Source organism: Streptomyces sp. NPDC056061, assembly GCF_042266885.1.
Lineage (GTDB): Bacteria > Actinomycetota > Actinomycetes > Streptomycetales > Streptomycetaceae > Streptomyces.
The window spans coordinates 151,556-163,733 of the sequence record NZ_JBHJWQ010000009.1; the positions used below are offsets into that span (position 1 = coordinate 151,556).

Sequence of the window (12,178 nt, forward strand, 5' to 3'; positions counted from 1 at the left end):
TCTTTCCAACCCTTCTTTCGACACGACTGGTCACACGTTGTCCGAAAGAATCCGGCAGAGCCGGAAGGGCTGTCACGGCATCCTGGTGTCGCTGTTGCGACAGGTCTCAACAGCGACACCACCGCGTCCCGGGCTCGCGCACCATCCGCTACGACGACGTCGGGGCCGGGGACATGGCCGCTGCGGCGCCGGCCCGAGGCCGACGAACCGGACCCGGATGCTCGCCGACCGGGACGACGAGGGCGAGGCGGCCGTGCCGCCGACCTCGCCCTTCCTCGATGCCCGGTCTACGCCCCGTCCCGACGCCGCCCCCGCAGAGATGTCGAGGCCAAACCGGTGACTGCGGCGACGCAGCCGAGGACAGCGCACAGCACGATCGCACTCCTGGTGCCGGCCGCGTTCGCGAGCCAGCCCAGCACGTTGTTCGCCACCACCAGCGCCAAGCTCTGAACGAGCGTCAGCAGCGACTGGACCCGGGCCAGGTGCGTGTCCGGGGCACCGGCCAGGACCAGCGGGCCCACGTGACACGCGAACATGCCCGATCCCGCGCCGACGACCGCTGCCGCGGCAACGGCTGCGGCAGGGGCCGGAGCCGCCGCGAGTCCGGCGAGTCCCACCGCGGCGAGCGCCAGGCCCAGGCTCGTGCCCACGCCGATCCGGCGCATGGGGCCCAGGCGGGCGGCCAGCAGCGCGGCCAGGAGTATTCCGACACCCTGCCCTGCGGCGACCAGGCCCGCCGCTCCCGGCCCCCAGCCGTTGGAACGAGCCAGCAGCGGGCTGAGCAGGGAAACCGCCGGCAACAGCCCCGCCGCAGCCGCCGCCGTCAGCAGCAGGGCGGGCCGGAGGACGGGATCCGTGGCCGCGAGCTTCACCCCGTCGGCGATCCCCGCAAGCAGGCGCTCCGCGCGAGCGGGCCGCTCCGCCTCGGCCGCCGGACGCACCCACACCATGACGGCAAGGACGGCGGCGAAGCTGCCCGCGTCGACCAGGGCCGCCCCGCTCAGGCCCGCCGTCGCCACCAGCACCGCCCCCAGTGGGGCCCCGAGCAGGGAGGCCACCTGGCCACCGGCCTGCCGCAGGGCCATCGCCCGGGGCAGTTGTTCCTTGCTCACCAGGCGACGCGGCATGGATCCCGTCGCCGGGAGACAGAACGCATCGACGGTTCCGATCACAACGGCGAACCCGAGCAGCAGCCATGGCGGCGTCCCCCAGACTCGGGCCGCCACGGCCAGGGCGAGTACAGCCACGAGCATCGCCACATCGCCGGTGATCATCACACGGCGCGCGCCGAAGCGGTCACCCACCGCCCCGCCCAGCAACAGGAGCACGGTCCGCGGCAGTGTGATCGCGGTCAGCACCAGAGCGGCCATCTGACCGCCGTGGGCGCCTGCCGCCCAGCCGAGGGCGAAGTAGAGGGCTGCGTCACCGAGCAGAGAGGCTTGGGTCCCCGCGAGCCATAGGCGATACGGCCGGGGAAGAGCTGTTCGCGGGGGAGGGGAGACAACGGGTTCCGTGGTGCCAAGTGATGCCATGGCCGCCGACCATAGGACCCTCGACTTGGTCGAGAGCCAGTGACGATCCATCAGCAGATGCCGGACGATGCTCGGCACGCCCGCGCGGCCGCACGTGCACATGCGGCCGCACCCCCGTCTGCACTCATCGGAAAGCCGCCCGGCAAACGTTGCTCGATACGGCACGAGGGTCACGTCGGGCCCCTTCGCGTCGGCCGGGGTCGGTGTCGTGATCGACCCGGCGCACGCCGATCCGGCGTCTGCCGATCCGGCGTCTGCGCCGGGCGGGGCGAGACCCGTATTCGGCCTCGCCCACCACCTCACGCCGCGGTCAGACGCCCAGACCCTCCAGCACGACCGCGCCCGGCAGCTCGGCGAACACCTTGCCCGGCACCAGCAGTTTGCCGCGCCGCCGACCGCTGCCGACCAGGACGTAGGGCAGGCCGACGACGGCCGCGTCCACCAACAGGGGCCATTCGGCGGGCAATCCGATGGGGGTGACGCCGCCGTGCTCCATGCCGGCCTCGCCCGTCGCCGTCTCCATCGGGGCGAACGATGCCTTGCGGGCGCCAAGTTGGCGACGGGCCACGCCGTTGACGTCGACGCGGGTGGTGGACAGGACCAGGCACGCGGCGAGCGTGGTCTCGCCGCCACGCTTGCCGGCGACCACCACGCAGTTCGCCGACCGCTCGGTCAGGTCGCTGCCGTAGTGCTCCAGGAAGACGGCGGTGTCGGCCCAGCGCGGGTCGGTGTCGACGTAGAGGACCTGGTCGGCGGGGATGTCGGCCTGCCAGTTCCGTACGGCGTCGGCCACCGGGGCGGTCAGTTCGTCCAGGCAGTCAGGGGCCGGGGTCGCGGTCTCGAAGTTTCCGATGGGTGCGCGCATGGCCGCACGCTAACAACGAGCCCGGCCCGAGCGCAGAGCCGTCTCACCGTCCGGCCGGCGCGGAGACGGTCGTCATCATCCGGCTGTCGTCGGGCGGACGGTGTGGTTGTCCGCCGGGGGATGAACCGGGGAACACGGCCCGGAGTGCCGATTCCGGCCTTGCCGCGTCGGGGCGCGGCGAGCTCGCGGGGTGTCCGGCAGCCTTGTGTGTGCGCGGGGGCTCTGCTCCACGGCTCGGAGTCGGCCGTCCCGGTTTCGCGCTCACCGGTGTTCGTGTACTGCTCGACCACTGCTTCGGTGACGGCGTCGGCAAGGCGCACTCCTGTCGGCCGGGCCGCGAACGCCGCCGCGATACGTGCCTCCCGGTCCGCGGTGACGGCGGAGACGATCGCCAGCTCGCGGCCGGCGAAGTAGTTGTTGTAGGTGCGCGGCGAGACCCCGGCCGCCTCGGCGATGTCCTCGACTCGCACCTGGTCCGGTCCGCGCTCCACGGCCGGGCACAGGGCCGCCTCGCGCAGCGCCTCGCGCGTGGCCCGTTTCTTCCGCTCCCGCAGCCCAGGGGGTGGCCCGGTCGGCGGCGACACCACCGGGCCCGAGCTCGTCGGTGCCGCTGCCTGGCCCGACTCGCCCTCGATGAATGACACCGCGTCAGCGCGCGAGCCGCGACCGGCGTATGAGGGCGTTTCTGTCGGATCGTCCCGGGGCGCGGGACTTGGTGTGTATGTGATGCCGATGCGCCGGTGGCACGGGCCCGTGCCACCGGCACCCGGTCAGGGGCGCAGGATCAACCGGATCGGGTCGCCGGTCCTGCTCTCCAGCCGCTCCACCGCCTCGGCGGCCTTCGCCAGCGGGAGTTCACCGCTGATCGACCCGGAGAAGTCCAGTCGGCCGCCCTGGAGCAGGGACAGCAGCTGCGGCAGCGCGACCGGCATGTCCGAGCCGTAGTGGCCGAGGATCTGCTGCTGGAGGTAGCTGAAACGGGTGCCGTCGGTGATGGTCAGCGGCTTGTCGGTCAGGCCCACGAGAACCAGCCGGCCCTTGGGAGCGAGCACCGACAGTGCCTGCTCGCGGACGGCCGGGACGCCGGCGAAGTCGAAGGCGGCGGCGAGACCGGTCCCACCGGTCGCGCCGCCGATCCGCTCGCGCAGAGCCGGGTCGGCGGGGTCGAGCGCCAGGTCGGCGCCCTGGGCCAGGGCGCGCTCGCGCGCGGTGGGGTTGGGATCGATCGCGATGACGGGGCACGCGCCGATGGCCCGCAGCAACTGGACGGCGTGGACCCCGAGTCCGCCGACGCCCCAGACACCAACGGCCTCGGCGGGCTTCACGGCACCCGTGTCGGTGATCGCGCCCCACGGTGTGGAGACCGCGTCCGGGATGATCGCGCCCTGGTCGAAGGGGATGGCCGCGGGCAGTTCCGTGAGGGCGTCCTCGGCGGAGAGTGCGTACTCGGCCCAGCCGCCGTCGTAGTCCACGCCGCGGGTGTACGTGACGCCGTCGCGGACCTCGCCGGCGTACAGCACGACCCGCTGACCCGGGGTCCAGCGGGTGACACCCGGACCGGTCTCCGCGATGGTGCCGGACACCTCGTGGCCCAGGGTGACCGTGTCGCCGCGCAGCAGCAGCGGTGTGAGGGTGCCGTCGATCAGGTGGACGTCCGACAGGCAGACGCCCGCAGCCTCCACCTTCACCAGGACCTGGCCGGGGCCGGGTGTCGGCTGCGCCACCTCCTCGATCCGCAGCGTGCGGCTGGGTATGTGCAGCCGGGCGGCGAGCATCTGCTCCATGACATGGCCTCCTTGACGCGGCAGCGACCCCGGGGCCGCGAGCCCCTTAACGCAAGTCGCCTTGCAATGGAACCTACGCCCGCTCTCCGAGTAAAGCAAGTGGCCCTGCGTTAGGGTGGAGCCATGGCCTCGTCCGACCAGAACGCACCGCCCTTGCGCCGCCGAGGGGCCCGCATGCACTCCGCCGTTCTCGCCGCCACCGTGGACGTCCTGACGGAACGCGGGCTCGCCGGTACCACCGTCGGTGCCGTCGCCCGCGCCGCCGGTGTCCACGAGACCTCCGTCTACCGACGGTGGGGGACCCGCGAGAAGCTGATCCTGGAAGCGCTGACCGAGCAGGTCGACGCGGCGATGCCGGTGCCGGACACCGGACACGTCCACGACGACCTCACCGCCTACTTCGGCATGCTGGCGCGGCTGCTCGCGACGGCGCAGGGCGAGGCGCTGCTCCGGCTGAGCGCCGAACGCGACGACACCCTGCCGGACAGCCGCCTCCCCTACTGGACCGAGCGCCTCGAACGCGGCGCCGTCATGGTCCGCCGGGGCATCGAGCGCGGCGAACTCGCACCGGACACGGACCCCGGCCTCGTCGTCGAGATCATCAGCGGCGCCCTGTTCACCCGCGCGCTCATCAGCGGCGCCCCGCTCGACGAGAACCTCGCCGCGCGACTCGTCGCCCTCGCCCTCACCGGCGCGCTCCCGCGGCCTCCGGCCGGCACCTGACCCGGTCCCGGGATCGGCTCCCGACCCGGCCCGAAGCGGGTGACCCGGCCCGAAGCGGTCCCGAAGCGGTCTGATTGCCGTCGTCGGTGCGTCGACTGCCCGTTTGTCGGCCGCCCGCCCGCCCGCCCGTCGGGCCGGCTGTCACCTGGCCGCCCGTGAGGCATTTGGTGCGTGCGACGTCCGGTGCGTGCGATCGTCGGGCGAAGGGTCGTTCTCGCACGTGGGGTACGCGCGGAGGACGTACCGGCCGGGCGTGTGCGGGTCCCCGGACATACGAAGTCCGGCCCCGTCCGCTCACGCGGCGGGACCGGACACGGAATTTTCACCCCCTTCGAATTCCCGGGGAAACGGTCGGCCCGGAGCGTGCGGCGGGACCGACCGGGTACCTCGCACAGCCGTCCCCACCGCCGTGCGTCCGGCCGGTCGCCCCCGCCCCGGTCACTCGGAGGGCAGCTTGATCGACAGTTTGTGATGGAACTCGTCGCGCGGGTCGTAGCGCCTCTTGACCTGCTGCAAGCGCGCGTAGTTCTCCTTGTAGTACAGCGTGTACCAGGGAACTCCGGAGGTGTTCCACCGCGAGTCGGCGAGGTCGGCGTCGGGGTAGTTGATGTATGAGCCGTCGTTGATCTCATTGGGCACGGGGACGCCCCCGGTCTCCGCGTACACGTCGCCGTAGAACTTCCGCAGCTTGCCGATGTGGGTGGCGTCCTCGGCCTCGTTCGCCCAGGCCCCCATGAAGGCCGCCTTCATGATCGAGTCGCGCTGCGCGATCGCCGTCGCGTCGGAGTCGACCGTGTTCACCCGGCCGCCGTACCCGATCAGGATGAAGTGGTACGGGTTGTGCTCGCCCCCCGTCGTCAGGTGGCGGTAGACCGTCGCCAACTGCTCCCGCTTGTAGCCCTTGCGCAGGTACGCCGCCTTGATCTTGATGCGGCGCACGTCCTGGCTGCCGATGTCGCCGTAGTTCGGATAGGCGGAGAAGTACAGCCAGGGCTTGACCGACTCGTGGCGCATCGGCTCGATGCCGACACCCTCGCACACCGCGTCGAAGTACCCCTGGATCACGTCCGCCCCGCCCGGGACGGCCTCGTCGACCATGGCGCCGATCGACAGGATGCCGGCGTCGCGGTGCGACGCGTAGAAGAACGCCATGATCTGGGCGCCCGGCGCGCCGGGTGCGCTGTTGCGTTCGAACCAGTCGCCGACGTTGCCGACGATCCGGGCGAAGTCCTGCTCGGAGACCTGGTCCCACGGCCACGCCAGGTTCACGGTGCGCCAGGTGCCCGGCGCCTTCGGCAGCAGTTCGGCCGGGTCCGAGGAGGTGGCACCGGGGGAGCGGACCCAGTAACGGGTGACGACGCCGAAGCTCCCGCCGCCCGCGCCGGTGTGCGCCCACCACAGGTCATGGTGCGGGTCGGAGGGGTCGTCGGTGGCGACGACAGCACGGGCTCGGCCGTCCTCGTCGACGACCACGACCTCCACGGCGCTGATGTAGTCGACGACCGAGCCGAGCCGCCGCGACAGCGGGCCGAAGCCTCCGCCGACGAAGTGCCCGCCCACACCGACCTCGGTGCACTCGCCCGCCGGGAGCGTCACGTTCCAGCCCTTGAACAGCACGCGGTAGACGTGGCCGAGCGTCGCACCGGCCTCGATCGCGAACGCGCGCCGGGCGGGGTCGAAGAACACCCGGGTCATCTCCGACATGTCCAGCAGCACACCACCGTCCGTGGACGCGGCCCCCTCGAACCCGTGCCCGCCGCTGCGCACGGTCATCCGCCGACCCTCGGCGACAGCCCTGTTCACGGCGTCGACGACCTGATCGGTGGTGTTCACCACGCACACGTAGTCGAGGTTGCCGACGAACCGGTGGTTGCTGCCCCGCCGCAGGCTCTCGTACCTCGGGTCGTCCGAGGCGATGACGGACGCGCCGACCACCCCGGCGTACGCCTGGTCGGCATCGTCGGCGCTGCCGTTTCCGGCAGTTCGCCCGGCCTGGGATTCCCGGAACTCCACAGCGGTCACGTTGCTACCTCCAGGGCATGTGGCGGCGACGCCACAGTTCGATTGGTCGTGGTCGTGGTCGTGGTCATGAGTGTGGGTGTGGGTGTGGGTGTGGTCGTCGGTGCGGGCGGCGGGTGTGACCGATGCCGTGTCCGTGTTCCAGCCGGCATCGACGCGATGTGGAGAAGCCTGCCTTCGGGACGAACCCGATGTCTTCTCCCCGCGTGCTGTGTAGCGCGGATCGTGTGCACCGGGCGTCACGGGCGCCGGGTGCCCGGCGCCCGTGATGTGTTGTGCTGCCCGGGACGGCGCCGGGCACGGACGGCGCCGGGCACGGACGGTGTACGGGGTCCGCGTCGGCGCGGGAACACCGCAATCCAGGAGAGGACCGGCGAAGGCCCCGAGTGCCACCATCACAACCGCATCCCCCGAGTCCTGCTGGTTCACGGTGGTACTCGGCACCGGACCGATGACCGAGTACAGGAGGCGTGGCGTGAAGGTTGGCTTGGAACTTGGAGAGTTCGCGTGGGAGGGCGGTCCCGCCCGGATGGGCGAGACGGTCGCCGGAATAGCCCGCACCGCCGACGACGCCGGTTTCTCCCTCATCGGGGTCGGCGACCATCTCTGGCAGGGACCCCACGCAGGCGGCCCCGAGCAGCCGGTGCTCGAATGCTTCACCACGCTCGGCGTCATCGCCGCGCACACGAAGCGTGTGCTGCTCGCCCCGATCGTGGCCGGGGTCCACTTCCGTGAACCGGCCGTGCTGGCCAAGATGGTGACCACGCTCGACGTGCTGTCCGGCGGCAGGGCGATGCTGGGCATCGGCGCCGGCTGGTACGAGGACGAGGCCGTCGGCATGGGGATCGCGTACCCCTCGACGGCGGAGCGTTTCGAGCGGGTCGAGGAGGCCATCCGGATCTGCCTGCGTCTGTGGCACGGCGAGCGGGGCGACGAGCAGCCCTTCGAGGGCGAGCACTACCGCCTGGAACGTCCGTTGAACGTTCCGCAGAGCCTGACCCGCCCGCATCCGCCGATCCTCATCGGAGGCGGCGGAGAGCAGAAGACCCTGCGCCTCGTCGCCCGCTACGCCGACGCCTGCAACCTCTTTCCGTCGCCCGACCTGGCCGACAAGTTGGACGTGCTGCGCAGGCACTGCGACACCGAGGGCCGTGACTACGACGCCATCGAGAAGACCGTCATCCTCCCCGTCGACGTCATCGGCGACGGTGCCAAGGCCGATGAACTCGCCGCGCTGCTGAGGCAATTGTCGGGCCTCGGCATCCGGACTGCGATAGGCATCCTCTCGGGTCCCGAGCCCCTGCGACAGGTCGAGATCATCGGCGAGAAGGTGATTCCCGCGGTGGCCGACGCGTAGCGCCACCGATCGCCGTGTCCGACCCCTTTTGTGCCGGACCACGCCGGCGCCCGGCCGCACCCCCCTTCCGGCCGGTCGTCGTATCCAGCCGTGGTTGCGGCATGTGTCAGTGCCCGTGGAGCGACGTTTCCACGGGCACTGACGCATGCCGGGAACCGCGCAATCTGGAAGTTGTCCGCGTGAATGAACGCTCGGGACGATGAAGCACTGCCTGCCCCCGCACATCACCGTGGGGGTGCACAACGTCCCCATGCATAAGGAGAGTTCCCCCATGCGAGCGTGGCTCGATCGAGGGGTCGCCGTACCCGGCGGCCGTCGTGGAAAGTGGCTGGTCCTCGCGGCCTGGCTGATCGCTGCCATGGCGCTCGGCGCACTGGCGGGCAAGCTGGGCGAAGTCCAGGACACCAGCGCCAACGCCTTCCTCCCGCGCGGGGCCGAATCCGCGCAGGTCAACACGGAGCTGGAGAAGTTCCGCACCGACGACCTGCTTCCGGCGGTCGCCGTGTACAGCACCGAGGGCGCCCTCACCGACGAGGTCCGGCAGAAGGTCGACGCCGACCGCACCGCCTTCGCGGAGATCGCCGTGAAGGGCCAGCAGGTGCCGCCGGCCGTCGCCTCCGACGACGGCAAGGCGCTCATGCTCGTCGTGCCGCTGTCGGGCAAGGACCAGGCCGTACTCGCCGAGAAGGTCGACGAACTGCGCAGCGTCGCCGCCGCGCACGCGCCGCCGGGCCTCGACACCGAGGTCGGCGGCCCGGGAGGCGCCACGGCGGACGCGTTCAACGTGTTCGACACGCTCGACGGCACTCTGATGATGGCGACCGGCCTGATCGTCATCATCCTGCTGCTGCTCACCTACCGCAGCCCGGTGTTGTGGCTGGTTCCGGTCCTTGCCGTCGGGTTCGCCTCCGTGCTGACCCAGGCCGGGACCTACCTGTTCGCCAAGTACGCCGGGCTCCAGGTCGACCCGCAGAGCTCCGGCGTCCTCATGGTGCTGGTCTTCGGCATCGGCACGGACTACGCACTGCTGCTCATCGCCCGCTACCGCGAGGAACTCCACCGCCACGAGGACCGGCACGAGGCGATGAAGATCGCCCTGCGCCGCTCCGGACCGGCGATCCTCGCCTCCGCGGGCACCATCACGGTCGGCCTTGCCTGCCTCGGCTTCGCCGACATCAACTCCTCCCGCTCCATGGGCCTGGTCGGCGTCATCGGCGTCATCTGCGGCTTCCTCGCGATGATCAGCGCCCTCCCGGCGCTGCTCGTCATCTGCGGACGCTGGGTGTTCTGGCCGCTCGTGCCGCGCCACGGCACCCCGGTGCACAAGTCCCGCACGGTCTGGGAGCGCATCGGCAGCTCTGTGGCCGCTCACCCCCGCCGCTCCTGGCTGCTGTCGCTGGCCGTCACCGCTGTGCTCGCGGTCAGTGCCTTCGGCCTCGACATGGGCCTCGCCCAGACCGGCTGGTTCCAGAACAAGTCGGAGTCCGTCGTCGCTCAGGAGAAGCTGTCCGCGCACTTCCCGTCCGGCGCGGGCGACCCGGCGGTCATCATCGCGAAGACGGCGGACGCGGACCGGGTGACGAAGGCGGCCGAGGGCACGAAGGGTGTCTCCGACGTCAAGGTCGTCGGCCGCACCCCGGACGGCGACCGCACCCAGCTGTCCGCGGTGCTTCCGGGCGCACCGGACAGCGACGCCGCGAAGGACGCCGTCAAGAACCTGCGCGAACGCACCGACGCTCTGGTCGGTGGCACCGCCGCCCAGGCACTGGACAAGCAGCTCGCCACCGAACGCGACCTGTCGGTCGTCGTCCCGCTCGTCCTGCTCGTCGTGCTGATCGTGCTGATCTGGCTGCTGAGGGCCCTCGTCGCGCCGGTACTGCTGCTCGCGACCGTGGTCGTCTCCTACTTCGCCGCCCTCGGCGCCGCGAACCTCTACTTCGAGCACGTCATGGACTACTCCGGGGTGGACTGGACGATCCCGTTGCTCGGCTTCGTGTTCCTCGTCGCGCTCGGCATCGACTACAACATCTTCCTCATGCACCGCGTGAAGGAGGAGGCATCCCTGCACGGCCACCGGCAGGGCGTGCTGACCGGCCTCAGCAGCACCGGCGGTGTGATCACCTCGGCCGGTCTCGTGCTTGCCGCGACCTTCGCCGTCTTCGCCGGGCTGCCGCTGGTGTCCATGGCGCAGATGGGTGTGGTCGTCGGCATCGGCATCCTGATCGACACGTTCCTGGTCCGTACCGTTCTCGTTCCGGCTCTGGCGCTCGACCTGGGCCGCCGGTTCTGGTGGCCGGGCGTGCTGTCCAAGGCCACCGCGGATCCGTCCACGGCCCAGGCCCCGTCCACGGACGAGCCGGGGCGAGACCTGGAACGTGTCTGAGGCCCGGTGCTCCCCGTCATGACGGGGTGATCTCGCGCTCCGGGGCGCGGCGGAACACGCCGTGACCCGGAGCGCGCCCGTGCCTCGGAGTGCCCGGCCCGAGTTCGCGGGTTTCCTGCCCGGCCAGGGCCTACGGGTGTCCTGACCGGCCCGAGTCCGTTGGTGTCCTGTCCGGCCAGGGCCCACGGGTGTCCTGACCGGCCCGGATCCGTTGGCGTTCTGCCCGGTCAGCGCACCAGGTCGGACAGCGGAACCCGCGCCGCATCCGTCGCGGACCGTGACAGGTACAGCGCGGTGTGAAAGTACCCGTCGCTCTCCTTGCCACGCGGATCCTCACCCGCCGCGGTGACCGCCTCGACCGCGTACCGCTGCTCCTGCGCACCGGTGAAGCGGCGCTGCGCGAAGGTACGTCCGGTGGCCTTCTCGGTCACCAGGCCGAACTCCTCCAGACAGTCGGCAATGGGCCGGTAGGAGCCCGTGCGCAGGGCGAACGCGGCCACCCATACCGGGCCGCGCGCATTCTCCAGGAGCGGCCGGAAGGTGCGCGGGGACAGGAAGCTCGTCCCGCCGGTGATGGTGATCAGACGGGTATGGCGTACGGCCCGGCACAGGTCCGGGCCGGCCGGCCCGGACTCCAGGTTCTCGGCGAACGCCTCGTCCAGCAGACCCACCGCGCGAGCGTAGGCGATGGCACGCGGGGCGGCGTCGAGCCCGATGACGGGGACCGCGTCGGGACGCCGATGGGCTGCGTAGAACTCCCTGTCCCAATCGATCAGTTCGGCGGTGGTCAGGGCGGCGGCCCGCGCGGATGTGTAGTGGTCGTGCAGATCGTCCCAGGTGAGGTGGTGGTTGAGCAGCGCGGCGTTGAAACCGTACGAGCAGCAGATGTCCAGCACCGTCATCGGCGGGCCCGGTGCGTCCGTCGCGTTCCCGCAGGCGTCGAGCACACGTCGGAAGACGTCCTGCGCATGGTGCGGGGTCCGGTACTCCCAGGGCCCCAGCACACGGAAGTACGCTCGTGGGTCCGGCTGGTCGTAGATGTCGTCGAACGGGGTCATACCTCCGTCGGTGGCCTCGGCGTCTTCCGGGGAACCGTCGACTGCGGGCGGGCCTGAGTGCTTGGACTGTGCAGGAGCCATGGCGTGTCCCTTCTGTTCGATTCGAACCCGGTTCACGGACAGAGTCAACGCCGATCACCGCAATCCGGGAACAGGGCGGGCACGAAACCGGCCGGGCCGAGAACCGGGCGTCGGGCCCGCCTCCGATGCGGCGGAGTGGCGACGGCGGAGAAGGCCGCGGCAGAAGGGGCGGCGCGGCGGAAGGGGCGGCGCGGCGGAAGGGGCGACGGCGGAACTGCGCAGGACGCGGCGCAGGCAATGGACGCGCGAGTGACGTGCGCGGGATGTGCGGAGGCCGAGGCTGCGCGGAGGCATAGGAAGCGGAGACAGCGGAGGCGTAGGAAGCGGAGGCATAGGAAAAGGCAAGGACATCGCTCTCGCTCTCCTTGCCTCTCTC

The 12,178-nt window shown here is 71.2% G+C and carries 8 protein-coding genes and 1 pseudogene; 3 read left to right on the plus strand and 6 right to left on the minus strand.

Going from position 1 to position 12,178, the window contains the following annotated elements; all coding sequences use genetic code 11:
• Positions 1 to 287 precede the first annotated feature (287 nt).
• From ACFC79_RS16330 to ACFC79_RS16345, 4 genes and pseudogenes are all read right to left on the minus strand, one after another.
• The gene (locus ACFC79_RS16330) at positions 288 to 1,532 is read right to left on the minus strand and encodes an MFS transporter (protein ID WP_376240490.1); all 1,245 of its coding nucleotides are present in this window, start codon (positions 1,530 to 1,532) and stop codon (positions 288 to 290) included.
• 310 nt (positions 1,533 to 1,842) lie between these two features.
• Positions 1,843 to 2,397 (minus strand): YbaK/EbsC family protein, encoded by a 555-nt coding sequence (locus ACFC79_RS16335; RefSeq protein ID WP_376240493.1) that lies wholly within the window; start codon positions 2,395 to 2,397, stop codon positions 1,843 to 1,845.
• A 254-nt stretch (positions 2,398 to 2,651) separates the two neighbouring features.
• Positions 2,652 to 2,981 (minus strand): annotated as a pseudogene (locus tag ACFC79_RS16340) (TetR/AcrR family transcriptional regulator); the annotation flags it as partial.
• A gap of 186 nt (positions 2,982 to 3,167) precedes the next feature.
• Positions 3,168 to 4,181, minus strand: coding sequence for a zinc-binding dehydrogenase (locus ACFC79_RS16345; RefSeq protein WP_376240495.1), 1,014 nt, complete (start codon positions 4,179 to 4,181; stop codon positions 3,168 to 3,170).
• Positions 4,182 to 4,355: 174 nt separating this feature from the next.
• On the opposite strand from ACFC79_RS16345, the gene ACFC79_RS16350 reads away from it, so the two are divergent.
• Positions 4,356 to 4,904 (plus strand): TetR/AcrR family transcriptional regulator, encoded by a 549-nt coding sequence (locus ACFC79_RS16350; RefSeq protein ID WP_376240497.1) that lies wholly within the window; start codon positions 4,356 to 4,358, stop codon positions 4,902 to 4,904.
• Positions 4,905 to 5,342: 438 nt separating this feature from the next.
• Here ACFC79_RS16350 and ACFC79_RS16355 read toward each other — a convergent pair whose 3' ends face one another.
• Positions 5,343 to 6,926, minus strand: a complete 1,584-nt coding sequence (locus ACFC79_RS16355; RefSeq protein WP_376240500.1) for an FAD-binding oxidoreductase — start codon at positions 6,924 to 6,926, stop codon at positions 5,343 to 5,345.
• 472 nt (positions 6,927 to 7,398) lie between these two features.
• Between ACFC79_RS16355 and ACFC79_RS16360 the strand changes: the two genes are divergently transcribed.
• Together ACFC79_RS16360 and ACFC79_RS16365 are read left to right on the plus strand one after the other, a co-directional pair.
• Complete coding sequence (locus ACFC79_RS16360; protein WP_376240503.1) at positions 7,399 to 8,280, plus strand: LLM class F420-dependent oxidoreductase; 882 nt, start codon at positions 7,399 to 7,401, stop codon at positions 8,278 to 8,280.
• Between the two features lie 271 nt (positions 8,281 to 8,551).
• Positions 8,552 to 10,663, plus strand: a complete 2,112-nt coding sequence (locus tag ACFC79_RS16365) for an MMPL family transporter (protein WP_376240506.1) — start codon at positions 8,552 to 8,554, stop codon at positions 10,661 to 10,663.
• A gap of 227 nt (positions 10,664 to 10,890) precedes the next feature.
• Here ACFC79_RS16365 and ACFC79_RS16370 read toward each other — a convergent pair whose 3' ends face one another.
• Complete coding sequence (locus ACFC79_RS16370) at positions 10,891 to 11,802, minus strand: hypothetical protein (protein WP_376240509.1); 912 nt, start codon at positions 11,800 to 11,802, stop codon at positions 10,891 to 10,893.
• Positions 11,803 to 12,178 lie beyond the last annotated feature (376 nt).